Genomic DNA, 25673 nt, shown 5'->3' with positions numbered 1-25673 from the left:
ACGCTACATCCGTGTAGCACTACTCGACCGCAGGGAGAAATCTCATGACCGGTGCTCTGTAGCTGGAGATCTCTCCCTGCAGTCGAGATGACTGTGTTCACTCGGCGGCTCTTCAAGGAAAAGGCCCCGCGTGAGCGGGGCCGGTTTCAGGTTATTTCAGGATCAGTGATTAGTGTTCCACGGCAGTCACGGCGCCTTTGGGAATGCGGATGTCTTCCACCAGGTGCTGTATGTGATCCGGAGGCGGCGCGGTCATCTTGGAGACTGCGATTGCCACTGAGAAGTTCACCAGCGCACCGACAGCGCCAAAGGCGTTCGGCGAAATGCCGAGGAACCAGCTGGGACCCATGTCACCCAGGAAAGAGGTGCCGGGGATGAACATGATGCCTTTGTGCTGGAACACATAGAGCATGGTGATACCTATGCCGGAAGACATGCCCCAGATGGCGCCTGCGCGATTCATCTTCTTGTTGAAGATGCCCATCATCAGTGCCGGGAAGATTGAACTGGCGGCGAGACCAAAGGCGATGGCCACGGTGCCTGCTGCAAAATCCGGTGGATGCAGTCCGAAATATCCCGCCAGTGCGATGGCGCCTGCCATGGCGAAACGTCCTGCAAGCAGCTCGCTCTTCTCCGAAATGTTCGGGTTCATGACGCCCTTGATCAGATCGTGTGAGATCGAGGAGGCAATAGCCAGCAGCAGACCGGCAGCCGTCGAGAGTGCTGCGGCGAGACCACCGGCAACCACCAGGGCGATAACCCAGTTGGGCAGATTGGCGATTTCGGGATTGGCCAATACCATGATGTCACGGTCGACCTTGGTCATCTCGTTGCCTTTCCAACCGTAGGCATCGGCCTTGGCGGCGAACTCTGCGTTCTTGTCGTTATAGTACTGGATACGACCGTCGCCGTTCTTGTCCTCGTACTTCAGCAGACCGGTCTTCTCCCAATTCTTGAACCACTGTGGGCGCTCGGAATAGGAGAGGTTGCCTTCGACGGAACCCACTTCACCCACCTGGATGGTATTCATCAGGTTGAGACGGGCCATGGAGCCCACAGCAGGTGCGGTGGTGTAGAGGATTGCGATGAAGACCAGCGCCCAACCGGCTGATGAGCGGGCGTCCGCAACCTTCGGCACCGTGAAGAAGCGGATGATGACGTGGGGCAGGCCCGCGGTACCGATCATCAGCGACAGGGTGTAGACGAACATGTTCAGCTTACTGCCCATGACTTGGGACGTGTACTCTTTGAAGCCGAGTTCCGTCACCACCAGATCGAGTTTTTCCAGCATATACAAGCCGGAGCCGTCAGCCATGCTGCCCCCCAGTCCCAGCTGCGGGAACGGGTTGCCGGTGATGTTCAGGGAGATGAACACGGCAGGCACGGTATAGGCGAAGATCAGCACACAGTACTGGGCGATCTGGGTATAGGTTATACCCTTCATGCCACCCATGACGGCGTAGATGAAGACTATGCCCATGCCGATGTAGAGGCCGGTATCGTAGTCAGTTTCCAGAAAACGGGAGAAGGCGACGCCGATGCCCTTCATCTGACCGATTACGTAGGTCACCGAGGCCAGGATCAGGCAGATGACGGCCACGATGCGGGCGGTGCGTGAGTAGTAACGGTCGCCGATGAACTCCGGCACGGTGAACTTGCCGAACTTGCGCAGATAGGGTGCAAGCAGCAGGGCAAGCAGTACATAACCGCCGGTCCAGCCCATCAGGAAGACCGATGCGCCGTAACCGTTGAAGGCGATGAGGCCCGCCATGGAGATGAATGATGCGGCAGACATCCAGTCAGCAGCGGTCGCCATGCCATTGGCGACGGGGTGAATGCCGCGTCCCGCAGCATAGAATTCGCCGGTGGTGCTGGCGCGAGCCCAGAATGCGATGCCGATGTAGAGGGCAAAGGTGATGCCCACAACGGTATAAGTCAGTGTTTGCAGATCCATATCAGTCTCCGCCTCCTAGTCTTCGTGAACGTCGAATTCACGATCCAACGCATTCATGCGTTTGGCATAGATAAAGATCAATACCAGGAAAGTGAAGATGGAGCCCTGCTGGGCAAACCAGAATCCAAGACCAACACCGCCGATTTTGATGGTGTTGAGAGGTTCCGCTAGGATGATGCCGAATCCGTACGAGACGATAAACCATATCACCAGCAGTATGGTTACTAGGCGGATGTTCGCCCGCCAGTACTCTTCTGCGCGATTGCTCATAGTTATGATCACTCCAGGGTTGCACGGGGTTGCCTGCCGGCAGTCCTTCTGAACGGGTGTGATCCGATCAGAAGGATTGGCCATGGTGCCCGTAGTTATTATTCCGTATCCCACAAGGCCGGATACGTCACCTTGAATTTTCGTTTCGGACTCTCGTGAAAGTCAAACTAAACAAGGGCTTGTTACCAGTGTTTATTTCAAAGGAGTGGGCTTTGGGGTGTTTGGTAACAGATGTGGTTTGTTGATGTTACCGAATGATGCGCTTTAGCCTGCTTGTTGAAATTGCATGGATTTGCTGATCTGGATCATCAATCGGCCTCATTTGATGTTTGATGTCAGAAAAGGGGAGAAAATCATCCATACTATAAATATGCGATAGATTCCTGGGAAAAGGGTCAATAGAAGGACAGGAGAGAGTCGTTGATTGCGGGTAAACACGGATGGGATTTCACCTGAAGACTATAAGAATTTAGAAAAAATCAGGCGGTGTTCCTTGGGGGCGGGAACGTGAAGCAGGATCGGGAAGTTGCTAAAGCCGAGGTTTTGAAGGAGCGATTAAAGGATTCATTGTTACAGTCATCCGACTATCGATATCTTCATCGGTTACACTGCGTATTGTTGGTGAACAATGGCCTGGATTTTGATCAGGTTGCTGAATGTTTTGATGAAAATCCACGCTCGATTGAACGCTGGGTAGAGCAATTCAAACAGCAGGGCGAAGAGGGACTGCTTGATGAGAAGCGGCGCGGTCGCCCATCTAGATTGGATGCAGGAACGCTCGCGGCCCTCGGCAGGGCAATCAGGCACCATCCAAGGGAGTTTGGTTTTTTCAAGGCGCGTTGGGATAGCCATCTGCTGCAGAACCACCTGCAATCCAGATACCACATCAAGCTGGGATTACGTCAATGCCAGCGGATATTCAACAAATTGAAAAGTGGGGAGTAAACTGTAGGCCTGATCAAATGTAGTGGATCAGAGCGTAGGGGTGCGCCGCGCGCACCATGATTGCTTATTCTGGTGCGCACGGCGCACCCTACGCTCTACGCTTGATCCAGCCTATATATTCCCGTAATGAATCCACCAGTATCCCTCCGGCGTATCTCTATATATCCCAAATTAAGATAGAGCGTCTTCATTTCAATGGCTGGTCCGGTATCGATAAAACAAACCTCGTTTATCCTATTTGCGTTGGGTCTGCTCATACTGACTCAATGTTCGGGTAGCGAAAACAATGGCTTCAATCTGAAAGATGCGCTGATACCGGTCGATGAAATCTATCATGGCGGTCCGGCAAAGGATGGTATCCCTGCCATCGATAATCCCCGATTTCAACAGGCTGACGAGGCGGTGAATCTCCGCTCGGAGATGCGGGTGCTGGGTATCAGCAGAAACGGGGTGAGCAAGGCCTATCCCGTTTCGATTCTCAACTGGCACGAGATCGTCAATGACCGGATTGGCGGCGAACCGGTGGTGATTACCTATTGTCCCCTCTGCGGTAGCGGGGTGGCCTATTCTGCCAGGATGGGGGGAAGCGTTTTGCATTTTGGCGTCTCTGGCCTGCTCTACAATAGCGACGTGCTGCTCTATGACCGTGAAACTGATTCTCTCTGGTCGCAGTTGAAACATCAGGCGGTATCGGGAAAGAAGAAGGGCACCCGTTTGAAGATGCTGACTTTGGAGCATACGACGTGGGGGCGCTGGTCGGAACTGCATCCCGAAACCCTGGTGCTTTCGGAGGATACCGGTTACCTGCGGAGCTATGGGGTCGATCCCTATGCGGGCTATGAGAATGATGAAGGTCTCTATTTCCCGGTTTCCAATCCTGATCCACGCTATCACCCCAAGGCCCGTATTATTGGGCTGGAGGTCGATGGTGTCTGGAAGGCCTACCCCTTTTCGGAGTTGGACAAGGCCGGTGGGCGGATCACGGATCATTTTGCCGGGAGCGACTACATAATCAGCTACGATCGCCAGAGCCGATCTGCCTGGGTGGAGGATCATCAAGGTGACCAGGTGCCTGCTGTTTCAACCTTCTGGTTTGCCTGGACGGCGTTCCATCCTCAGAGTCATGTCTATGTTTCCAGCCCTGAGACGGAGCGTTGATATTTATCATGGCAGCCCATCGGGTGGGGTGATCGAATGAGTCGCTACTCTGGAGATCTCCCATTCGCCGCCGCCCATGTGTATCACCATACTCTCGAATAAATCTGCCAACGCCCGGCCGAAATCCAGGATTTGGCAATGGCTGACCCGATCGCCTCTGCGGCTTCTGGACAGCGCCAGTGCGTTTTTTCTGCTGTTGACCGCGGGAGACTATCTGCTGGGCGAGACGGTGCCGGTCTGGCTGCGTCTCAATCTGCTGTTCGGCATCGCGCCACTTCCGTTATTCGGTTATCTGTTGCAGCGCTACCCCGAATGGCTGAAGCGTTCGCCGGTTCCTTATGTCCGTTACGGGGCGCTCTTCTTCCTGTTTGCCGCAGCACAGGTTGCTTTTCATCTCTCCCGGCAGACGGGTGGGGAGCCGGGTTTGCTCTATCTCGTGCTGCTAGCTATTGGTTGGTACCTCGCCATCACCACCCTGGTCGGAATCTACCGCTTTGCACTGGATAACCATCGCACTTCTGAGGGCTGGATCAATGGTCTGCTCTATGTCGGCGTGTTGGGACTGCTGCTCTCCGGATCGGGGCTGATACTGGGGGAGTTCGCGCTGTCGAATGCCGGTTTCTGGTTGGGGTTGGGGGGATGGTTGCTGCCGTCATTGCTGCTTGTTGCGCTCCGTCCGCTTTTGCGACCGGGTCAAGCGCTACATATTCCCTAAGCGCTTCACTTTCCGTATTATCCTCAGGCAATTTTTGGGCGGATATGCCCGCAACTGAATTGCCTCAATGAGCGACACCATCGATTCAACCCTTGAGGGCGTGGAACAGGTCCCCCTCGGCGACTTTACCGAAAAGGCGTATCTGGACTACTCCATGTACGTCATTCTCGATCGCGCACTGCCCCACATCGGTGACGGCCTCAAGCCGGTGCAGCGGCGCATCGTCTATGCAATGTCGGAACTCGGCCTGAGCGCCACCGCGAAGTTCAAGAAGTCCGCCCGCACCGTGGGCGATGTGCTCGGCAAGTTTCACCCTCACGGTGACAGCGCCTGCTACGAGGCAATGGTGCTGATGGCGCAGAATTTTTCCTATCGCTACCCGTTGGTGGACGGCCAGGGCAACTGGGGTTCTCCGGATGACCCCAAGTCTTTCGCCGCCATGCGCTATACGGAATCCCGCCTCACGCCCTATGCCCAGGTGTTGCTCGCTGAGTTGGGCCAGGGAACCGTGGAGTGGGAGCCCAATTTTGACGGCACGCTGAAAGAGCCGTCGCTGCTGCCCGCGCGTCTGCCCAACGTGCTGCTCAACGGCGCGTCCGGTATCGCGGTAGGTATGGCGACCGATATCCCGCCGCATAATCTGCGGGAGGTTGCCAGCGCCTGTATCCATCTGCTGGAGACGCCGAAGGCGACCCTTGAGGATCTGATGGTCCATGTCAAAGGGCCGGACTATCCCACCGATGCGGAGATCATTACCCCACGGGCAGACCTGCGCAAGATGTATGAAACAGGCAACGGATCGATTCGCATGCGTGCCCGGTTCGAGCGGGAACATGGCGACATCATCGTTACCGCACTGCCGCACCAGGTCTCCGGCTCGCGCATCATGGAGCAGATCGCCCAGCAGATGCAGACGAAAAAGCTGCCGATGGTGGAGGATCTGCGGGATGAGTCGGATCATGAAAACCCCACCAGGCTGGTGATCATCCCCCGTTCGAACCGGGTTGATGTACCGCGCCTGATGTCCCACCTCTTCGCCACCACTGATCTGGAGCGCACCTATCGGGTCAATGTCAATCTGATCGGTACCAACGGGCGGCCGGCGGTGAAAGATCTCCGCACCCTGCTGGCGGAGTGGCTGGCTTTCCGCACAGCGACTGTCACGCGGCGTCTGCAGTATCGTCTGGATCAGGTGCTGGATCGCCTGCATATCCTCGAAGGTTTGATGATCGCCTATCTCAATATCGATGAGGTGATTGCGATCATCCGCCATGAAGATGATCCCAAGGCGGAGTTGAAAAGCCGTTTCGGTCTCTCTGACCGCCAGGCCGAGGCGATCCTCAATCTGCGCTTGCGCCACTTGGCAAAGCTGGAGGAGATCAAGATCCGCGGAGAGCAGGAGGCGCTGGAGACTGAGCGGGAGTGGTTGGAAAAGACGCTGAACTCCAAGCAGCGCATGCGTACCCTGATTCGTAAAGAGATCCAGGCTGATGCTGAAAAGTATGGCGACGAGCGGCGCTCTCCCATCGTCGAGCGCGAAACAGCGGAAGCACTGGACGAAACCGAATTGACGCCCAGTGAGCCTGTAACCGTGATCCTCTCGGAGAAGGGGTGGGGACGGGCCGCCAAAGGACACGATATCGATCCGGCCGGGCTCAATTACAAGGCAGGGGACGGCTACCTTGCCTCCGTTCGGCTGCGCAGTAATCAGTCGGCCATTTTTATCGATTCCAGCGGACGCAGTTACTCTCTTCTGGCACATACGCTACCCTCCGCCCGTAGTCAGGGCGAGCCGCTGACAGGGCGTTTCTCACCCTCGGGTGGATCGGTGTTTTCCGCCGTGTTGGGCGGGGACCCCAAGGTTTGGTATCTGTTGGCTTCCGATGCGGGTTACGGTTTTCGGGTACAGATGAAAGCCATGTTTGCCAAGAATAAGGCGGGCAAGTCGATGCTCACGCTGCCCAAAGGGGCGAAAGTGTTGCCGCCGGTTGTGTTGGAAAATCCTGCAACAGACCGGGTGGTTGCCGTGACCAACGAAGGTCGCATGCTGGTTTTTCCTGTTGCCGAACTGCCGGAGCTTTCCCGGGGCAAGGGAAACAAGATTATCGGCATTCCCGGCAAGCGTGTGGAGTCGCGGCAGGAGTTTGTCGTGGCGCTCACAGTTGTGCCGGAGGGCGGCCATCTCAAGGTTTGTGCCGGGAAACGCCATATCACTCTCAAACCTGCTGATCTGGACAACTATCAGGGAGAGCGGGGGCGGCGTGGCAACAAGCTGCCGAGAGGTTTTCAGAGAGTTGACAGCCTCCAGGTGCCCACTTAATCTCAGTTTGGCAGGGTACGCTGCGCGCACCAAAATAAGCAATCATGGTGCGCACGGCGCACCCTACGTTCTACGTAGGTTGGGTTAGCGCAGCGTAACCCAACATAATCAAAAACTTCTCGGGTTACGCTATCGCTAACCAGACCTACACTTTTGAGCCTGCTCTTTTCTTAAAACAAAGCGCTGTTGATCCAGTAATGGCTCAACACAGAGACGAAGAACCCCAGCATTATTGCCGGTGTCCAGCGCAGGTGGACGAAAAAGGTGTAACGTCCGTAGGACTGTCCCATCAGCGCGATCCCGGCCGCGGAGCCGATCGAGAGCAGACTGCCTCCAATGCCTGTAGTGAGGGTAACGGTGAGCCAGTCTCCAAGCGTCATTTGCGGAACCATCGCCAGTACTGCGAACATCGTCGGGGTATTTTCCACTACGGCGGAATAGAAGCCGACCATCAGATTGGCCACGTCTGTGCCCCACTGGCCATACATCACTGCCTCGGCCATTGAGAGCCAGCCAATATAGGCAAGCCCCCCCCACGCTGAGTGCGATGCCGTAAAGGAACAGGATAGCGTCCCACTCAGCGCGCGATATACGCTGAAAAACGTCGAACGGTGTTTTCTTCAGGCTGGGCAGCGGACCGCCGATCCACTCCTCTTCACCGGTATGTTCCTCATCATTGTGGCTCTTTTTGAGGTAGTAGCCGAAAAACTGCAGATAAGCGAGTCCGGTCATCATGCCGATGACCGGCGGCAGTTGCAGCAGGGTTTCAAAAGTCACGCTGGTGGCGATAGTGAGCAGAAATAACAACAGAATCGCCGTGCCGCCCCGGAGCATGTCTATTTTGTCGACTCGGCTTTTGGGTGTGCCATGCGGGATGGCGCGAGAGAGCAGAAGAGCGGTCAACAGATAGCCGATCAGCGCCGGGATCAGCAGATTGTAGAAGGACCAGAAATCGAGCGGTCCCTGGCTGGTGATGATCTGGTGCTGCCAGATCACCAGCGTGGTGAGATCCCCAAAAGGGCTGAAAACGCCGCCGGCGTTGGCGGCTATCACCACATTGACACAGGCAAGCGAGGTGAACCGGACCTCCTGCGGCCGAGGGCAAAGACCACTGCGCCCATCAGTAGAGCGGTGCCCAGGTTGTCGAGTAGCGGGGAGAGGACGAAGGTGGTGAGGCCGCTCAACCAGAAGAGTGAGCGGTAGGTGTAGCCGCGTTCGGCCACCCAGGTTCGCAGGGCAGCGAACGCGCGGCGTTCGTTCATGGCGTTGATGTAGGTCATCACCACCAGCAGAAACAGCATCAGCTCTGCATATTTGAGCAGATAGTCCCGAACTGCTGCTTCAGCCCCGTGGGCAAGCCCCAGGTGCGTTTCGCTCCAGGCGATGAACCCCAGATAAGCCCTGCCGACAGCAGCATAGGCTTGGATTTCCGCATGTCAATGAACTCTTCAAAGGTCACCGCGAGAATGGCAAGGACGAAAATAGCCATGGCGGCCATCCCAGGCCACTGAAGCGCAAGGTTTTCTGCGGTGGGGGATTGCACGGCCCACACGCAGGGGTGCTGAACGCAGGGAACGACAGGATCAGCAGAAAGCGGATGGGGTTGTGCCGGTACAAAATGGCGAACTCTCGAATACGACTCAAACCGTCTGCCATTATTAGAAATTTCGAATTGACTGTACAGCCTCTCCCTAAATAGCGTCCATCCAGAGCGTAGGGTGAGTTATTCTGGTACGCATGGCGCACCCTGCCAAGTTACCTCAGTGTTCTTTGTGATCTTCTCAGAGGGGTAAAGAGCGTAGGCTGCGCCGCGCGCACCATGATTGCTGAATCACGGTTGGAGACTTATTGGTTCTATCGGTATAATGAACGGTTGGAAATTCCATTGCTGGAAAAATGCGAAAGTGGCGGAATTGGTAGACGCGCTGGATTTAGGTTCCAGTGGGGCAACCCGTGGGAGTTCAAGTCTCCCCTTTCGCACCAAATTCAGTCCTGCCGCTGATCCGGAAGTCGTGTACCTTTAATCGGGAACACGGCCACCGGGCGGCGGTGTGGACCTGGTAAATACCCAACTGTTTTGAAAATCATTGGCAGTTCAGTCTGCAGGAGAAGAGATAGATGCAAGTTTCGGTTGAATCGGGTGAAGGTTTCGAGCGGAGAGTAACCGTGGAACTGCCTGCTGAACAGGTTGAACAGGAGGTGACCAAGCGCCTGAAACAGATCGGCCGGACTGCCAAAGTGGATGGTTTTCGTCCAGGTAAGGTGCCGATGGGTATGCTGCGTCGCCAGTACGGCGGTCACGTACTGCAGGAAGTGTATGGTGAACTGATCGAGACCAGTTACAGGGAAGCGATCCTCCAGGAGGGCCTGCACCCTGCCGGTCAGCCCAAGATCGAACCGAAAACCTCCGATGATGAGAGTCTCTTCTCCTACGTCGCAACGCTGGAAATCATGCCGGTGATCGACTCGCCGAAGGTAGAGGGTACCCTCAAGCGGCCGGTTGCGGACGTGGTCGACAGCGACGTGGATGAGATGATCGAAAAACTGCGGGGCCAGCGTATCACCTGGAATCCGGTCGAACGTGCTGCCGCTGATGGCGATCAGGTAAAGATCAACTTCAAGGGCATCATGGACGGAGAGGCCTTCGAAGGCGGCAGTGCTGACGATGTGCCTCTGGTACTGGGTTCCAACTCCATGATCGATGGCTTCGAGAGTGGTCTTGTCGGTGCGGAAAAGGGCGGCAGCCTCACCCTGGAGCTCCAATTCCCTGAAGATTACCGGGTGGAAGAGCTGGCAGGAAAACCGGTAACCTTCGGGGTAGAGATCAATGAGGTGGCTGAATCTGAGCTGCCTGAGGTGAATGATGATTTTGCCAAGGAGTTCGGTGCTCTGGAGGGCGTCGAGAAGTTGAAGGGCGATATTCGGGAGAATATGGAGCGCGAACTTGAACAGCGCATCAAGGCCAGGATCAAGAGTCAGGCCATGGATCTGCTGGTGGAAAGCAATAGCACCGAAGTGCCGGGTGCGCTGGTCGACGAGGAGATAACCGCGTTGCAGGAACAGACCCGCAACCGCATGTCCACCGGTGTGCCGGGTTCCTCCATGGAGCTGCCCCGTGAGATGTTCGAAGAGCAGGCGAAACGGCGGGTGATCCTGGGGCTGCTGATTGCAGAGATCATCAAGCAGAATGAGATACAACTGGACGCCGATCGTGTTCGCACGACCATTGAGGAGTATGCGGCCAGCTATGAAAAGCCTGAAGAGGTAGTCGAGCACTACTATGGCAACCACGAGCAGTTGGCCGCAGTGCAGAATGTGGTGCTGGAGGATCAGGTTGTTGACTGGGTGCTGGAAAATGCCCAGGTCGAAGATGAAAATACCTCGTTTTCCGCCCTGACCGACGAGGGCTGAGGCGAAAAGTGGGGTTGTTCCGCCACCGGAATTGGGTGGTTGGAGTAATTCGGCTGGGTTGACAAGTAAGCTAAGATTTTCCGATAGGGCTAAAGGAATCAGGTGATATGACCGATACACACCACATGGGTGGTCTTGAAACGCAGAATCTGGGGTTGGTGCCGATCGTTGTCGAACAGACAGCGCGCGGTGAGCGTTCGTACGATATCTACTCCAGGCTTCTCAAGGAGCGGGTGATCTTTCTGGTGGGGCCTGTCGAAGACCACATGGCCAACCTGGTAGTGGCTCAGTTACTCTTTCTGGAATCGGAGAATCCCGACAAGGATATTCACCTCTACATCAATTCACCGGGCGGTTCGGTGACAGCGGGACTGTCGATCTACGACACTATGCAGTTTATCAAGCCGGACGTGAGCACCATGTGTATTGGCCAGGCCGCCAGTATGGGTGCGCTGCTGTTGACGGGCGGCGCTAAAGGCAAACGTCACTGTCTGTCCAATTCGCGCATGATGATTCATCAGCCGCTGGGTGGTTTCCAGGGGCAGGCTACGGATATCGAGATCCACGCCAAAGAGATCCTGCTGCTGCGCGAACGGCTGAACACCATCATGGCCGATCACACTGGGCAGCCGTTGAAGAGGATTGGCGAAGATACGGAGCGGGACAATTTCATGGGCGGTGAGGATGCGGTTGCCTATGGGTTGATCGATCGTGTGCTGGAGAATCGTTCCGGACAGGCAGCAGAGAAGAGTGACGATTGACCGGCTGGATGGCTTGAAAACCGGACCTCGATGCCAAGTTGAATAGATAAAGGCTGACATACCTGACTAGCCCTGTTACAAGATCCGGGGGCTTGTTAAAAGGGTGCAGTAGGATAAGATTGGAATGACTCGCTTTGAATGCAAAGCAGGGTGTCCTCGCAGGAGATAGAGTGATATGAGTGGTGACAATAACGGCAAAAATGACGACGGCAAGCTGCTGTATTGTTCATTTTGCGGCAAAAGTCAGCATGAAGTACGGAAGTTGATAGCAGGTCCTTCGGTCTTCATCTGCGATGAGTGCGTGGACCTCTGCAACGACATTATCCGTGAGGAGATGCAGGAGGTTGGCGAAAAAACCTCTGACAAGCTGCCGAAACCTCATGAGATCAATGAAACCCTCAATCAATATGTGATTGGGCAGCGCCGCGCCAAAAAGGTCCTCGCTGTGGCGGTTTACAACCACTACAAGCGGTTGGAGTCTATCGGTAAGGACAGCGACATCGAGTTGGCCAAGTCCAATATCCTGCTGATCGGTCCAACCGGCTCCGGCAAGACGTTGCTGGCCGAGACCTTGGCCCGACTGCTGAATGTTCCCTTTACCATCGCAGATGCAACCACGCTGACAGAGGCGGGTTATGTGGGTGAGGATGTCGAAAATATCATCCAGAAACTGCTGCAGAAATGCGATTACGATGTGGATAAGGCCCAGACAGGCATTGTCTATATCGATGAAATCGACAAGATCTCACGCAAATCGGACAACCCTTCGATTACCCGCGATGTCTCCGGCGAAGGTGTGCAGCAGGCGTTGTTGAAGTTGATTGAGGGTACTGTTGCCTCGGTGCCACCTCAGGGTGGGCGCAAGCATCCCCAGCAGGAGTTTCTGCAGGTCGACACGTCCAATATTCTGTTTATCGTCGGCGGTGCATTTTCCGGCCTGGAGAAGGTGATCAAGGATCGCTCCGAAAAAGGCGGTATTGGCTTTTCAGCCGAGGTGCGCAGCAAGGATGAGAGTCGCTCGATTGGTGAAATCATCGTTGATGTGGAACCGGAGGACCTGATCAAATATGGCTTGATTCCCGAGTTTGTGGGACGGTTGCCGGTGGTTGCCACACTCCAGGAACTGGATGAAGGATCACTGGTAAGGATTCTCACCGAGCCCAAGAATGCCTTGACCAAACAGTACAGCAGGCTGTTCGAAATGGAGGGCTGTGAACTCGAGATTCGGGAGGATGCCCTGGCTGCCATCGCCCGCAAGGCGATGGAGCGCAAGACCGGTGCCCGGGGATTGCGCACCATCCTCGAGCAGGTATTGCTCGACACCATGTACGATCTGCCCTCCATGGATGAAGTGACCAAGGTCGTGGTGGATGAGTCAGTGATAACCGGTGAGTCCGAGCCCCTGATGCTCTACGAGAGTGGAGAGCAGCAACAGATCGCCGCCTCTTCTGACTGAGATGCCTCATTTTTTGCCGGGCAGACCTTGAAGTTCTGCCCGGCAGCCCCAACCCTCCTGAACATGCACCGGGAAAACCCTGGTCTGGTCAGCCGACTGATCTCCCTGTATTTTAGATGTAATCATTTGCTATTTGTGTAGCAGGAATATAAAAATCAAGGCGGGAGTGCCTATTTATATTAAGGGTGAGCCGTTGTTGCTTCACTCCAGATTTATACCAATACTTAACCAAACGGCCCTTTGTTTTTCATTGGTCGTAGAGGATTAGAGCCGTTATGGGTCAAGAACAGAAGAGTTCAGCAATGATCGAAGATCCTATGAATAGTGTCCCCGTCCTGCCGCTGCGGGATGTGGTTGTTTACCCTCACATGGTGATCCCGCTCTTTGTGGGGCGTGATAAATCGATCCAGGCGCTGGATGCCGCCATGGCCAGTAACAAGCAGATTTTGCTGGCTGCCCAGAAGAGCGCCGATGTGGACGATCCCGGTATCGACGACATGTACGGTATTGGAACCCTGGCGAATATCCTGCAACTGCTTAAACTTCCCGACGGTACGGTTAAGGTTCTGGTCGAAGGGGGAGAGCGAGCAGGGATCACCCGGTTTGTCGATACCGAAGCGTATTTCACCGCCGAACTTGAGACCCTTGGAGACGCACTGGAACTGGATGTTCGGGAGACCGAGGTGCTGATGCGATCGGCCACCAGTCTTTTCGATCAATATGTGAAGCTCAATAAAAAGGTGCCGCCGGAGGTGTTGACCTCCCTGACCAGCATCGATGACCCCAGTCGCCTGGCGGATACGATTGCGGCCCATATGTCATTGAAGCTGGAAGAGAAGCAGCAGGTCCTGGAGATGGCGGACGTGCGTGTGCGCCTGGAACATCTGATGGGCCTGATGGAGGGTGAGAACGATATCCTGCAGATGGAAAAGCGTATCCGTGGCCGCGTCAAGCGCCAGATGGAGAAGAACCAGCGCGAGTACTATCTGAATGAACAGATGAAGGCAATCCAGAAAGAGTTGGGGGATCTGGACGAGGCGCCTAACGAGATCGAGGATCTCGCCAAAAAGATCGAATCGGTAGGTATGACCAAAGAGGCTAAGGCTAAGGCCCAGGCCGAATTGAACAAACTCAAGCTGATGTCACCCATGTCGGCGGAAGCCACCGTGGTTCGCAACTACATCGATACCCTGGTGGGGCTGCCCTGGAAAAAACGTTCCAAGATTCGTAACGATATCGACTCAGCCGAGAGTGTATTGGATGAGGATCACTACGGATTGGAAAAGGTCAAGGAGCGCATCCTGGAGTACCTGGCGGTACAGCAGCGTGTACGCAAATTGAAAGGGCCGATCTTGTGCCTGGTTGGCCCTCCCGGTGTAGGCAAGACGTCGCTGGGACAGTCCATCGCCCGCGCCACCAATCGAAAGTTTACCCGTATGGCCTTGGGTGGTGTGCGGGATGAAGCAGAAATTCGTGGCCATCGCCGCACCTATATCGGTGCCTTGCCGGGCAAGATCATCAACAATCTGAGCAAAGTGAAAGCCAGAAACCCTCTCTTTCTGCTCGATGAGATCGACAAGATGGCGCAGGATTTTCGTGGTGATCCTGCATCTGCGTTGCTTGAGGTGCTGGACCCTGAGCAGAATCATACCTTCAATGACCACTATCTCGAAGTCGATTTCGATCTCTCCGAAGTGATGTTCGTGGCAACAGCCAATACCCTGAACATCCCGGCGGCGCTGTTGGACAGAATGGAAGTGATTCGTCTCTCTGGTTATACCGAAGATGAGAAAGTCAATATCGCCGAACGATATCTGGTCGGTAAACAGATGGAGAACAATGGCCTCAAACCTGATGAGGTTGTGATTCGGGAGAGCGCCATTCGCGACATCGTGCGTTACTACACCCGTGAGGCAGGCGTACGTAACCTGGAGCGCGAGATTGCCAAGATCTGCCGCAAGGTGGTGAAGGAGATTCTCCTGAAGAAGCCTAAAGGCAAGATCACAGTCACACCTAAACGGTTGGAGCAGTATCTCGGTGTCCAGCGTTTTCGCTATGGACGCAAGGATGAACACGATGAAATTGGTCAGGTTACAGGGCTTGCCTGGACGGAAGTGGGCGGTGAGCTACTGCAACTTGAGGCTGCGCTGATGCCCGGCAAGGGACGGCTCAGCCACACCGGACAGCTGGGCGATGTGATGCAGGAGTCGATACAGGCGGCTATGACGGTTGTTCGCAGCCGGGCAGATGGCCTGGGACTTGAGCCTGAGTTTCACCAGAAGTATGACGTGCATATCCACGTTCCGGAAGGGGCGACGCCAAAGGATGGCCCCAGTGCGGGTGTTGGGATGTGCACCTCGCTGGTGTCCGCATTGACCCGGATTCCGGTGCGAGCCGATGTGGCGATGACCGGCGAGATCACTCTGCGGGGGGAAGTGCTACCCATCGGCGGTTTGAAGGAAAAGCTGCTGGCTGCGCTTCGTGGCGGTATCACCACTGTGATTATTCCGGAAGAGAATGAGCGGGATCTGGTGGAGATGCCAAAAAATATTAAACAGAATCTTGAGATCAAGCCGGTTCGCTGGATCGATGAGGTGCTGCAGATAGCGTTGACAGAGATGCCCAAGCCTCTGAATCGAGAGGAGGCGCCCGTGGCCGGGAAGGGTGCGGTCAACGATGAAAATGTGCAAAAAAAGGGCGCCGACCTGACAAAACACTAAACTTGGTCAAATTAAGCGGGAACCGTGGTTACAAAGCGGTTCCTGTTGCTTGACAGGCCAATGGGCAGCCGGTATAAAATCCCGGCGATTGCATGCTCCAGGTAAGGAGTCATAACAGATATTTTTCGACGACGGTGTAATCCGGAGTCAGCCAAAGGGGAAACGATTTATGAACAAGGCCGAATTGATAGACGCCATGGCGGATGCCGCTGACATTTCCAAAGCAGCGGCAGGTCGTGCGTTGGATGGCATGGTTGATGCCATTGCCGGAGCAATGAAAAGTGGTGATCAGGTCTCTCTGATTGGGTTTGGTACCTTCTCTGTTAAGGCACGCGCTGCTCGTCAGGGCCGTAACCCACAGACCGGTGAGACCATTCAAATCAAGGCATCCAACATTCCTTCGTTCAAGGCTGGTAAAGCGTTGAAGGATGCCGTAAACTAGCGCGCCTTCATTGGGGTGCTTAGCTCAGCTGGGAGAGCATCGCCCTTACAAGGCGAGGGTCGGGGGTTCGATCCCCTCAGCACCCACCATATCTGGAGCGGTAGTTCAGTTGGTTAGAATACCGGCCTGTCACGCCGGGGGTCGCGGGTTCGAGTCCCGTCCGCTCCGCCAATATCGAAGCAAACGCGGGGTATCATCTGATACCCCGTTTTTGTATCCACTTTAGCATTCAACGATAAGCCGATATGTTACAGGCAATTAGGGATAAGGCTCAGGGCTGGTTTGCCTGGGGCATAGTCATTCTTATTAGTATTCCTTTCGCTCTTTGGGGTATCCAGGAGTATCTGGGTGTCGGCGCCGAGCCGGTAGTGGCAAGCGTCAACGGAGCGGAGATCACCGAGCGTGAACTCAATAGCCGTTACGAAAATTTCCGCCAGGATTTACGCAAACGCCTTGGCGCCTCCTACCGCCCGGAACTGTTCGATGACGAACGTATGCGCAAGGAAGTACTGCAGGACATGATCCGTAGCGAGGTCATCCTGCAGGCATCCTACGATATGGGGCTTCGTGCGGGTGATCAGCTGGTAAGTTCGGCGATTCTCGGCATACCCACGTTCCAGAAGAACGGCCGTTTTGACCAGGAGACCTTCGAGCGGTCTGTGAGACTGCAGGGTACCAGCGCAGCGGGATTTGAAGAGCGAATCCGTCGCATTCTGCTTTCGGAGCAGTTATCACAAGCGGTCAACGGCACCGCATTTGTTACTGACTTCGAACTTAAAGAGAAGATTCGTTTGCAGGATCAGGCGCGCGAATTTGCCTTTTTTGCGGTGCCCAGGACGAAATTTGCCTCGGATGAAACTATCTCCGATGAATCTGTTCAGGCTTACTACAAAAATCATCAGGAGAGCTATCGCGTCCCTGAGCAGGTAAAGCTCGAATATATATTGCTCGACGCAGACTCCCTCAGTGCGACGATTGAGGCGGACGAAGAAGTCTTGCACGGCTACTACGATGATCATCTGGACAATTACGGCCGTCCAGAACAGCGTCGCGCCAGCCATATCCTGGTTTTGGTTGGGGCGTCTGGTGATGAGAGCGAAGTCGATGCAGCTCGCAAGAAAATCGAAGCGTTGAAAGCGCGTGCTGAGCAGGGCGAGGACTTTGCTGAATTGGCGAAGAGTGCATCACAGGATCCCGGCTCTGCGACCAATGGCGGCGATCTCGGCTTTTTCGGCAAAGGGATCATGGATCCCGCTTTTGAAGCGGCCACCTATGCATTGCAGGATGGAGAGTTAAGCGCGCCTGTGCGCAGTGCCTTCGGTTTTCATCTTATTAAACTCACCGGTATCAAGGCGGGTGATGTTAAATCTTTTGAAGAAGTCAGGGGTGAGGTTACCAAGGCCTATAAACGGGGTGAAGCTGAGCGTATCTATTATGAGTATGCAGAGCGGCTTGCAGACCTCAGCTACGAAGATCCCAGCAGTCTGCAACCCGTGTCAACCACGCTTGGGCTGGACATCAAGAAGAGTGATTGGATCGGTCGTGAGGGTGGGGCGGGCATATTCGCTTTTCCCAAATTGCTCGGTGCTGCATTCAGCGAGGATGTTCTGAACGAACACAACAATAGTGAGCTGATCGAGCTGGATCAGAATCAGTCGGTGGTGCTGCGCGTTCTTGATCACAAAGAGGCCTCTTATCGGGCGATTGATGAAGTTAAGGCAACGATTATTGCTGCAATCCGCAATGAGCAAGCCGAGGCGCTGGCGAAAGCAGAGGCGGAGAAACTGGTCGGACGATTGAAGGCTGGAGAGACGATCGACATCGTGGCGGGTGAATTTGAGCTTAAGAAACCCGGTGCTGTGAAAAGACGTGGTACTGAGGTTCCGTTGAAATTGCTGGCTCAGGTGTTTCGTGCGCCTAAACCTGCACTGGGGGAGGTTGTGTCGGGTGTAACCCGGCTGGGTGATGGCGATTTCGCTGTCTTTAGCCTGTCTGCAGTCGTGGAAGGTTCAGTGGATTCGCTTGACGAGGAGCGAATCGTTCAGGAAAAACGCACGTTGAGCAATTTTTACGGAAGACAGTCCTTTGAGGATCTTGTAAAGGATCTGCGAGAACGGGCGGAAATCACTTTGACTCAATCTGAGAGCGAATAGGCTTTTCCACCCAAAGGATCGGATCGGGGGAGGTTCTGATTCTTCGGTTGATTAGCCGTTACAGAAACAATCCGGACTGAAACAGCGGTGGCGAATTTGCTTGTTTCCCAATGTGCTACAATTCCGCTGTACGGGAGGACACACAACAGTATCGTCCGGATAGCGGTTGTTTCTGTTTGTGTGTTTATTTTTACCAGCGGGATGATCCGTGGTGATTGTTGATCTCTTCGGCTATTCAAAGACTATTAAAAGATAACAAGGAGAACTGTGATGTCCAAAGGGCAAAGTTTACAAGACCCTTTTTTGAACGCGCTGCGGAAAGAACGAGTACCGGTCTCCATTTTTCTGGTGAATGGCATCAAGCTCCAGGGACAGATCGAATCGTTTGACCAGTTTGTCGTGCTACTGAAAAATAGTGTGAGCCAGATGGTCTACAAACATGCCATTTCGACGGTGGTTCCTGCGAGGAACGTCCGTATCCAGCACAACGAGAACGGTACAACGCCTGTAGATCAGCCGGCGTCGTCTGCGGGTAATTTTTGATTTTTTCCACACAAAAAAAGGCCGGGCAGGCTGTTTTGAGGTGATTGCCCGGTTCTTCCTTCAGACCTTTTATCACACCGTAAGGCCTGTATCCGCCGTTTATGTTTGAACGTCCCAAGTCCGGAGAACGTGCCGTTCTGGTGCACATCGATCTGGGTGGCGTAAGTGACCCCGATGAAATTGACGAGTTCACTGAACTGGCCGTTTCCGCTGGCGCTGATCCGGTGGAATTTATCACCGGCAGTCGGCGCAGCCCGGATCCCCGTCTGTTTGTCGGCCGCGGCAAAGGGGATGAGATCAAAGATGTTGTGTCGGGGACCAACGCAGAGTTGGTTATCTTCAATCACACGCTCTCTCCCAGTCAGGAAAGAAATCTTGAGCGGGAGTTCGGTTGCCGTGTGGTGGACCGGACGGGTCTGATTCTTGATATCTTTGCCCAACGCGCCCGTTCGTTCGAAGGCAAGCTGCAGGTCGAGCTGGCCCAGCTACGGCATCTCACAACACGACTGGTTCGGGGCTGGACCCACCTGGAACGGCAGAAGGGCGGTATCGGTCTGCGCGGGCCGGGTGAAACGCAACTTGAGACAGATCGGCGATTGCTCAATCAGCGCATCGACCAGATCAACCGGCGGTTGGCCCGGGTGGAATCCCAGCGGGCTCAGGGGAGGCGTGGGCGGGCGCGGGCCGACATTCCCACGGTTTCGCTGGTAGGTTATACCAATGCGGGAAAGTCCACCCTCTTCAACACCCTGGTTGGGTCGGGTGTCTATGCAGCGGACCAGCTATTCGCCACCCTCGACCCGACGCTGCGGCGACTGGATCTGAAGGGGGAAGGTTCCATTGTGCTGGCGGATACCGTGGGGTTTATCAGTAACCTGCCCCACGATCTGGTCGCGGCCTTCAAATCCACTTTGCAGGAGACGACGGAGGCTTCACTGCTGCTCCATGTAGTGGATGCTGCCAGCCATCAACGGGATATGTGTCTGGCCGAAGTGAATGATGTATTGCTGCAGATTGGCGCCGATGAGATCCGACAGATCGAAATATACAACAAAATCGATCTGTTGGAGAGTGTAACGCCTCGCATCGATCGCGATAACGAAGGCAATGTGCTGCGGGTTTGGCTCTCTGCCAAGACCGGCGCTGGGCTTGATCTGCTGTTACAGGCACTGGCTGAATCTTTCAGACAAGCGCATGTACAGCAACGGGTGGTACTCGACGCGGGGGATGGGCGTCTGCATGCCATGCTCCACCAACGTGCCGAGGTTCTGTTGGAAACCGGCACCGATGCTGGTGGTTGGGAGATGGAATTCTCTATTGCAAAGCGGGAGTTTGCACGTCTTTTGAAAGAAGAACCTATGTTTGAATTGCGGATTCAAACATAGTTGTCTTCGTTCCCATGGGTCCGGCAGGCTGGTAGAATGCCAGCCAGACTATTGAAGTGTGTGGTAGGTATGAGTATCGATGTAAGTGGCCTGTGCTGCTTTTTTCCTGATTTCATAAGCTATCGTCTTGAATTTATTTTATTTCGCCCCGATGTAAGGGTTTCAGACACTCTGTCTGGAACAGAGTGTGGCGAACGTTTTTCTGCTGATATATTTGGAGTGGCCGATGGCCTGGAATGAACCGGGTGGTGGTAAAAAAGATCCCTGGAGTGGTAAAGGTGGCGACCAGGGTCCACCGGATCTGGATGAAGTGGTAAAGAAACTTCAGGACAAGTTCGGTGGTATGTTTGGCGGCGGGGGCGGCAAGTCCAACGGCTCGGATTCCGGCGGTGGGATCAGTGGTCCCGGCGGTGTGGGTATCGGGGCGATTGCTCTGGTCTTGCTGTTGATATGGATGGCCACCGGTATCTACATCATCGAACCGGCGGAGCGTGGCGTGATCTTGCGTTTTGGCGCTTACTCCGAGACGACTCAGCCAGGCCCTCACTGGCATCTTCCCTATCCGATTGAAGAGGTCTACAAGGTCAACGTCGACCAGATTACCTCATTCCGGCATAAGGCGACGATGCTGACGCGTGATGAGAATATCGTGGATATCGAGCTGACGGTGCAGTCCCGTATCCAGGACGCAGGGGACTATCTGTTCCAGGATCAGAATCCGGAGAAGACTATTCGTGACGCCATCGAGACATCGGTGCGCGAAGTCATCGGTAAAAGTGATCTCGATTATATCATGACCGAAGGACGTAGCGCGGTTGCGGAAAACATCAAAAGCAATGCGCAGGAGATGCTCAACTTCTATAAGACCGGTCTTGAGATTACCAGTGTGAATACCCAACCGGCCAAGCCGCCGGAGCAGGTGAAGAGCGCCTTTGATGATGCCATCAAGGCTCGCGAGGACAAGGAGCGACTGGAAAACAAGGCGGAGGCCTACGCCAACGAGATCGTGCCACAGGCACGTGGTGAAGCGGCGCGCAAAATAGCGGACGGCAAAGCCTACCGGGATCGGGTCATCGCCGAGGCGGAAGGTGAGGTTAGCCGCTTCCTGGCGGTACTGAAAGAGTACGAAAAGGCACCCAGGGTTACCCGGGAGCGTCTCTACATCGACGCAGTTGAAACCGTACTCGGCCAAAGCAGCAAGGTTATGCTGGATACCAAAGAGGGCAACAGTCTGATGTATCTGCCGTTGGACAAGATGATGGGTGGGACCGACACTGGCTATCAATCCGGCGGTCGTGGCGGTTACACGCCTGAGGGGGCCAGAAAGCAGGCGCCGACAACAGAAAACCGTGACCAGAGCCGTGGCAGGAGGGTGCGTTAATGAAGAACATTAAATTGTTGGTTCCGCTGATTGCCGTGGTTGCCGTCGCTGTCTACGCTTCGGCATTCGTCATCAACCAGTGGGAAATGGCGCTCAAATTGCGCTTGGGTCAGATCGTCGACAGCGATTATGAGCCGGGTCTGCACTGGATGGTGCCGGTGTTGAACAATGTGAAGAAGTTCGACGGCCGTATCCAGACCCTGGATGCTCGACCCGAACGTTTTCTGACCATCGAGAAGAAAGACGTTATAGTAGACTCCTTCGCCAAGTGGCGTATCTCCAATGTTGCGCAGTTCTTCCGCTCAACCGGTGGCAGCGATGCCAAGACCTCTCGTCTGCTGGCGGAGCGTATCAATACCAGTTTGCGCAACGAGTTTGGTAAACGGACCATTCAGGAGGTTATCTCCGGTGATCGTACGGAGATCATGGCACTTCTGACCAAGGACTCAGATGCCAAGGCGGCAGAGTTGGGTGTCGAGATCCTCGATGTGCGCGTCAAGCAGATCGACTTGCCACCGGAAGTGAGTGAATCCGTCTATGAGCGTATGCGTGCCGAACGAGAGCGGGTGGCCAGGGATCTGCGGGCAAAGGGTGGCGAGGCATCGGAGAGAATCCGTGCCGAAGCGGATCGGGAGCGGGTGGTCATAGTTGCCGATGCCTATCGTGAAGCAGAGCAGATGCGAGGCGAGGGTGATGGTAAGTCGGCAGAGATCTATGCCAAGGCCTATGAGCAGGATTCCGAGTTCTACGCCTTCTATCGCAGCCTGAATGCTTATAAGAACAGTTTCAATAACCGATCCGATGTGATGGTGTTGCAGCCGGACTCTGATTTTTTCCGTTACCTTAAGAATCGCCAAGGGGAATAGACAAGACTCTCTGGCTTTGGGACAATGAGCGGCGATCCACTGGGAAGATGCAGTGGATCGCCAGACAGGACCGGGATGATCCCGGTTTTTTTATGGAAAACAGATGTGGCACGATTTGTGGGTTGCGCTGGCCTTGCTGCTGGTCATTGAAGGTATTTGGCCTTTTATCAATCCGGACGGCATGCGTAGAATGATGGCGGCTATTGCACAGCAGGAGAGCCGTTCCCTGCGGATCAGCGGCTTTATCAGCATGCTCTGCGGTGTAGCCCTGCTCTATCTGGTAAATTGACGAAACCGATGGAAAACGAGCGCTGGATACTGCCTGACGGCATTGAAGAGGTACTCCCCCCGGAGGCGGGCGTTATCGAACGCAAACGCCGGGAACTGCTGGATCTGTACCATAGCTGGGGTTATGAGTTCGTTATCCCGCCGTTTGTCGATTTTCTCGACTCCCTGCTGACCGGTACCGGCAGCGATCTCGATCTGCAGACTTTCAAGCTCACCGACCAGTTGAGTGGTCGCATGATGGGGGTGCGCGCCGATATCACGCCTCAGGCGGCGCGCATGGATGCCCATCATTTCAACAGTGAAGAACCTAACAGGCTCTGCTATCTGGGTACCGTTCTGCACACCCGCAGTGATGGCTTTGCCGGTACCCGCAGCCCGTTGCAGATTGGTGCCGAGCTTTACGGCCATGCCGGTGTCGAGAGCGATATCGAAATCCTGCGTCTGATGATGAAGACCCTGGAAATGACCGGGGTACAGAACGTCTATCTCGATCTTGGCCACGTCGGCATCTTCAAAGGTCTGGCCAGGCAAGCGGGATTGAACAAACATCAGGAAGCCGCGCTATTTGATGTCTTGCAGCGCAAGGCGTTGCCTGAAATCAATGAGTTGCTGCACACCTTCGAGCTGGACGAAAGCCACGCCGCCATGCTCTCCAAGCTGTCCGAGCTCAATGGTGACGGTGCACTTGCCGAGGCAGCTGAAGTCTTGCAGGCGGCAGATGAGCCGGTTCGCGAAGCCTTGGCTTATCTTACCAAAATGGCGGAACAGATTGCGGTTTGGCTGCCCAATGTCCCGGTGCATTTCGATCTGGCTGAGCTTCGTGGTTACCATTTTCATACAGGGGTGGTGTTTGCCGCCTTTGCGCCTGAGCGCGGCAAAGAGATTGCCCGAGGCGGTCGTTACGACCATATCGGCAAGGTTTTCGGCAGGGCGCGACCTGCGACAGGATTCAGCACCGATCTCAAGACATTGATGCTGATGGCGGGTCAGGAGAGGGACATTCTGGATGAGCCTGTTATCTTTGCGCCCTGGTCCGGTGACCTGATGCTGCAAGAGAAGATTACCTTTCTGCGGGCGGCGGGGCGACGCGTTATCTGTGCCCTGCCCGGACAGCAAGGCGGAGCCAGGGAGATGGGCTGCAGCGAAGTGCTGCGTTTGGATGGGGATAGCTGGGAACTGGTCCCGGTTTAGCCGGTAGAGGTTGGAAAAAGAAAGAAACGCGGGTATTGCAAAGAATCTCTCTTTACACAGGTCATTGTCATCTCGACCGCAGGGAGAGATCTTTAGCTACAGGGTGATTTTTGGGTTTCGCAGTATGAGATTTCTCGCTACGCTCGAAATAACAATTAATCCGAGGCTCTTTAAACTTTGCGTTTCAACGGCTAGTTTCCAGACGGTAACCAACCAGAGAATTACTTTTGGTCTTGCGAGATCGGGAGTTCGTGTGGCCGGAATAACAGAAGTGGTTTTTCCGGTGGGTGATTTGCGGGTATAAAACCCGACTACTAGGTTTGATTGAGAACAGTCATGGGCAAAAATGTCGTAATTATCGGTACCCAATGGGGTGATGAAGGCAAGGGCAAAGTCGTCGATCTGCTCACCGACAAGGCGTCTGCCGTCGTACGATTTCAGGGTGGCCATAATGCGGGTCATACACTGGTAATCGATGGTAAACAGACAGTGCTTCATCTGATTCCCTCCGGTATTCTGCGTGATGAAGTCCGCTGCCTGGTGGGCAATGGTGTGGTGCTCTCCCCCGATGCGTTTCTGAATGAGATCGATATGCTGGAAGAAGGCGGTATTCCGGCGGCCTCCCGCATGGGCATCTCTGAATCCTGCCCGCTGATTCTGCCCTACCACGTCTCTCTCGATGCTGCCCGGGAAAAGGCGCGTGGCAAGAAGGCGATCGGCACCACTGGTCGCGGTATCGGCCCCGCCTACGAGGACAAGGTCTCTCGCCGTGGCATACGTCTGGGCGAGATCTTCGATGCCGACCATATCGCCAACCGTCTGCGTGAAGTGATGGACTACCATAACTTTGCGCTGAAGAATCTTTTTGAGTACGAGACGGTCGACCATCAGCAGGTTCTTGATACCCTGCTCTCTCAGGCGGAGAGACTCAAGCCGATGGTGGAGGATGTCACCGGCACCCTGCATCAGTTGCGTCGTGAAGGTAAGAGCGTAATGTTCGAAGGTGCCCAGGGTGCACTGCTGGATATCGATCACGGCACCTATCCCTATGTAACTTCATCGAATACCACTGCCGGTGGTGCCGCTTCCGGTACCGGTGTTGGTCCGCGTTACATCGATTATGTGTTGGGCATCGTCAAGGCTTATACCACCCGTGTTGGTGCAGGTCCCTTTCCGACGGAGCTGTTTGACGACGATGGTGAGCATCTCGGTGTCAAAGGCCACGAATTCGGCGCCACTACCGGACGTAAACGCCGTTGCGGCTGGCTCGATGTGGTCGCCCTGAAGCGCTCTCTCGATATCAACAGTGTCACCGGCATCTGCATCACCAAACTCGATGTGCTGGACGGCATGGAGACGATCAAGATCTGCGTTGCCTACAAACTGGATGGCAAAGAGGTAACGACGCCACCGGTGGGCGCGGATCGTTTTGAAGAGTGCGAACCGGTCTATATCGAAATGCCGGGATGGACGAAGTCGACGGTCGGTGTTACAGATTTTGAGGCGCTGCCCGTGGCGGCGCGCAACTACCTGGCAAAGGTTGAGGCGTTGTGTGATACCCCGATCGATATCATCTCTACCGGACCCGACCGCAAAGAGACGATCATTCGTCGTCACCCCTTCGAGGTTTGATCGAGCTAAATCCCCCCTTCCTTGCCGGGAGGGGGACGTAGGCCTAACCAAGCATAGTGGATCAGGCAGACAAATTGGTAAC

20 protein-coding genes, 3 tRNA genes and 1 pseudogene are annotated in these 25673 nt (G+C 54.9%); 21 read left to right on the top strand and 3 right to left on the bottom strand.

From position 1 onward, the window contains the following. Window positions 1-169: 169 nt before the first annotated feature. Both HPY30_03390 and HPY30_03385 read right to left on the bottom strand, forming a co-directional pair. Window positions 170-1954 (bottom strand): cation acetate symporter, encoded by a 1785-nt coding sequence (locus HPY30_03390; protein ID QYZ65119.1) that lies wholly within the window; start codon window positions 1952-1954, stop codon window positions 170-172. A gap of 15 nt (window positions 1955-1969) precedes the next feature. Continuing rightward, window positions 1970-2224, bottom strand: coding sequence for a DUF4212 domain-containing protein (locus tag HPY30_03385; protein ID QYZ65118.1), 255 nt, complete (start codon window positions 2222-2224; stop codon window positions 1970-1972). A gap of 507 nt (window positions 2225-2731) precedes the next feature. On the opposite strand from HPY30_03385, the gene HPY30_03380 reads away from it, so the two are divergent. The 4 genes from HPY30_03380 (at window position 2732) to parC (ending at window position 7362) form a co-directional block, all read left to right on the top strand. Continuing rightward, window positions 2732-3169 (top strand): helix-turn-helix domain containing protein, encoded by a 438-nt coding sequence (locus HPY30_03380; protein QYZ65117.1) that lies wholly within the window; start codon window positions 2732-2734, stop codon window positions 3167-3169. A 195-nt stretch (window positions 3170-3364) separates the two neighbouring features. After that, on the top strand, window positions 3365-4327 hold the full coding sequence (locus HPY30_03375) for a DUF3179 domain-containing protein (GenBank protein QYZ65116.1): 963 nt from the start codon (window positions 3365-3367) through the stop codon (window positions 4325-4327). 76 nt (window positions 4328-4403) lie between these two features. Then, window positions 4404-5042, top strand: a complete 639-nt coding sequence (locus HPY30_03370) for a molecular chaperone (protein QYZ65115.1) — start codon at window positions 4404-4406, stop codon at window positions 5040-5042. A gap of 67 nt (window positions 5043-5109) precedes the next feature. Next, complete coding sequence (gene parC, locus HPY30_03365; GenBank protein QYZ65114.1) at window positions 5110-7362, top strand: DNA topoisomerase IV subunit A; 2253 nt, start codon at window positions 5110-5112, stop codon at window positions 7360-7362. A gap of 170 nt (window positions 7363-7532) precedes the next feature. On the opposite strand, the pseudogene nhaD reads toward parC, so the two are convergent. Next, window positions 7533-8860, bottom strand: a pseudogene (nhaD, locus tag HPY30_03360) (sodium:proton antiporter NhaD). A gap of 400 nt (window positions 8861-9260) precedes the next feature. Here nhaD and HPY30_03355 point away from each other — a divergent pair. From HPY30_03355 to HPY30_03275, 17 genes are all read left to right on the top strand, one after another. Then, window positions 9261-9345: transfer RNA gene (locus HPY30_03355), tRNA-Leu, on the top strand. A 135-nt stretch (window positions 9346-9480) separates the two neighbouring features. Then, window positions 9481-10773, top strand: coding sequence for a trigger factor (locus HPY30_03350; GenBank protein QYZ65113.1), 1293 nt, complete (start codon window positions 9481-9483; stop codon window positions 10771-10773). Between the two features lie 107 nt (window positions 10774-10880). Beyond that, window positions 10881-11534 (top strand): ATP-dependent Clp endopeptidase proteolytic subunit ClpP, encoded by a 654-nt coding sequence (clpP, locus tag HPY30_03345; protein ID QYZ65112.1) that lies wholly within the window; start codon window positions 10881-10883, stop codon window positions 11532-11534. A gap of 175 nt (window positions 11535-11709) precedes the next feature. Continuing rightward, window positions 11710-12990, top strand: a complete 1281-nt coding sequence (clpX, locus tag HPY30_03340) for an ATP-dependent Clp protease ATP-binding subunit ClpX (GenBank protein ID QYZ65111.1) — start codon at window positions 11710-11712, stop codon at window positions 12988-12990. Window positions 12991-13292: 302 nt separating this feature from the next. Further along, a complete protein-coding gene (gene lon, locus HPY30_03335; protein QYZ65110.1) occupies window positions 13293-15710 on the top strand; it encodes an endopeptidase La in 2418 nt (805 codons plus the stop codon). Between the two features lie 169 nt (window positions 15711-15879). Beyond that, window positions 15880-16152, top strand: a complete 273-nt coding sequence (locus tag HPY30_03330; GenBank protein QYZ65109.1) for an HU family DNA-binding protein — start codon at window positions 15880-15882, stop codon at window positions 16150-16152. A 13-nt stretch (window positions 16153-16165) separates the two neighbouring features. Continuing rightward, window positions 16166-16241 (top strand) — tRNA-Val (locus HPY30_03325). A gap of 5 nt (window positions 16242-16246) precedes the next feature. Further along, window positions 16247-16323, top strand: a tRNA-Asp gene (locus tag HPY30_03320). 74 nt (window positions 16324-16397) lie between these two features. Next, window positions 16398-18305 (top strand): peptidylprolyl isomerase, encoded by a 1908-nt coding sequence (locus HPY30_03315; protein QYZ65108.1) that lies wholly within the window; start codon window positions 16398-16400, stop codon window positions 18303-18305. Between the two features lie 270 nt (window positions 18306-18575). Then, window positions 18576-18848 (top strand): RNA chaperone Hfq, encoded by a 273-nt coding sequence (hfq, locus tag HPY30_03310; GenBank protein QYZ65107.1) that lies wholly within the window; start codon window positions 18576-18578, stop codon window positions 18846-18848. 101 nt (window positions 18849-18949) lie between these two features. Next, complete coding sequence (hflX, locus tag HPY30_03305; GenBank protein ID QYZ65106.1) at window positions 18950-20233, top strand: GTPase HflX; 1284 nt, start codon at window positions 18950-18952, stop codon at window positions 20231-20233. 69 nt (window positions 20234-20302) lie between these two features. Further along, window positions 20303-20473 carry a hypothetical protein gene (locus HPY30_03300; protein ID QYZ65105.1) on the top strand — a complete coding sequence of 57 codons (171 nt, stop codon included), beginning with the start codon at window positions 20303-20305 and terminating at the stop codon, window positions 20471-20473. Continuing rightward, on the top strand, window positions 20460-21614 hold the full coding sequence (gene hflK, locus HPY30_03295) for an FtsH protease activity modulator HflK (GenBank protein ID QYZ65104.1): 1155 nt from the start codon (window positions 20460-20462) through the stop codon (window positions 21612-21614). Before HPY30_03300 ends, hflK begins: the two co-directional genes overlap by 14 nt. Beyond that, entirely contained in the window at window positions 21614-22480 is an 867-nt protein-coding gene (gene hflC, locus HPY30_03290) for a protease modulator HflC (protein QYZ65103.1), read from the top strand. The genes hflK and hflC overlap by 1 nt, the downstream gene beginning before the upstream one ends. Window positions 22481-22583: 103 nt before the next feature. Next, window positions 22584-22769: a DUF2065 domain-containing protein gene (locus HPY30_03285; protein ID QYZ65102.1), complete on the top strand. Its 186-nt coding sequence runs from the start codon at window positions 22584-22586 to the stop codon at window positions 22767-22769. A gap of 8 nt (window positions 22770-22777) precedes the next feature. Next, a complete protein-coding gene (locus HPY30_03280) occupies window positions 22778-23959 on the top strand; it encodes an ATP phosphoribosyltransferase regulatory subunit (GenBank protein QYZ65101.1) in 1182 nt (393 codons plus the stop codon). A 336-nt stretch (window positions 23960-24295) separates the two neighbouring features. After that, window positions 24296-25591 carry an adenylosuccinate synthase gene (locus HPY30_03275; protein QYZ65100.1) on the top strand — a complete coding sequence of 432 codons (1296 nt, stop codon included), beginning with the start codon at window positions 24296-24298 and terminating at the stop codon, window positions 25589-25591. The last annotated feature ends 82 nt before the right edge of the window (window positions 25592-25673 follow it).

Source organism: Gammaproteobacteria bacterium (ex Lamellibrachia satsuma) (assembly GCA_019623805.1).
Taxonomy (GTDB): domain Bacteria; phylum Pseudomonadota; class Gammaproteobacteria; order Chromatiales; family Chromatiaceae; genus QGON01.
This window is presented reverse-complemented; position numbering and strand designations above follow the sequence as displayed.

Coding starts and splice junctions, on each gene's coding strand:
- HPY30_03285 (QYZ65102.1), top strand. CDS start 22,584: ATGTGGCACGATTTGTGGGTTGCGCTGGCCTTGCTGCTGGTCATTGAA.
- hflC (QYZ65103.1), top strand. CDS start 21,614: ATGAAGAACATTAAATTGTTGGTTCCGCTGATTGCCGTGGTTGCCGTC.
- HPY30_03330 (QYZ65109.1), top strand. CDS start 15,880: ATGAACAAGGCCGAATTGATAGACGCCATGGCGGATGCCGCTGACATT.
- HPY30_03315 (QYZ65108.1), top strand. CDS start 16,398: ATGTTACAGGCAATTAGGGATAAGGCTCAGGGCTGGTTTGCCTGGGGC.
- HPY30_03375 (QYZ65116.1), top strand. CDS start 3,365: ATGGCTGGTCCGGTATCGATAAAACAAACCTCGTTTATCCTATTTGCG.
- HPY30_03300 (QYZ65105.1), top strand. CDS start 20,303: ATGAGTATCGATGTAAGTGGCCTGTGCTGCTTTTTTCCTGATTTCATA.
- HPY30_03390 (QYZ65119.1), bottom strand. CDS start 1,954: ATGGATCTGCAAACACTGACTTATACCGTTGTGGGCATCACCTTTGCC.
- HPY30_03350 (QYZ65113.1), top strand. CDS start 9,481: ATGCAAGTTTCGGTTGAATCGGGTGAAGGTTTCGAGCGGAGAGTAACC.
- clpX (QYZ65111.1), top strand. CDS start 11,710: ATGAGTGGTGACAATAACGGCAAAAATGACGACGGCAAGCTGCTGTAT.
- parC (QYZ65114.1), top strand. CDS start 5,110: ATGAGCGACACCATCGATTCAACCCTTGAGGGCGTGGAACAGGTCCCC.
- HPY30_03275 (QYZ65100.1), top strand. CDS start 24,296: ATGGGCAAAAATGTCGTAATTATCGGTACCCAATGGGGTGATGAAGGC.
- hflK (QYZ65104.1), top strand. CDS start 20,460: ATGGCCTGGAATGAACCGGGTGGTGGTAAAAAAGATCCCTGGAGTGGT.
- lon (QYZ65110.1), top strand. CDS start 13,293: ATGATCGAAGATCCTATGAATAGTGTCCCCGTCCTGCCGCTGCGGGAT.
- hfq (QYZ65107.1), top strand. CDS start 18,576: ATGTCCAAAGGGCAAAGTTTACAAGACCCTTTTTTGAACGCGCTGCGG.
- HPY30_03370 (QYZ65115.1), top strand. CDS start 4,404: ATGTGTATCACCATACTCTCGAATAAATCTGCCAACGCCCGGCCGAAA.
- hflX (QYZ65106.1), top strand. CDS start 18,950: ATGTTTGAACGTCCCAAGTCCGGAGAACGTGCCGTTCTGGTGCACATC.
- clpP (QYZ65112.1), top strand. CDS start 10,881: ATGACCGATACACACCACATGGGTGGTCTTGAAACGCAGAATCTGGGG.
- HPY30_03385 (QYZ65118.1), bottom strand. CDS start 2,224: ATGAGCAATCGCGCAGAAGAGTACTGGCGGGCGAACATCCGCCTAGTA.
- HPY30_03280 (QYZ65101.1), top strand. CDS start 22,778: ATGGAAAACGAGCGCTGGATACTGCCTGACGGCATTGAAGAGGTACTC.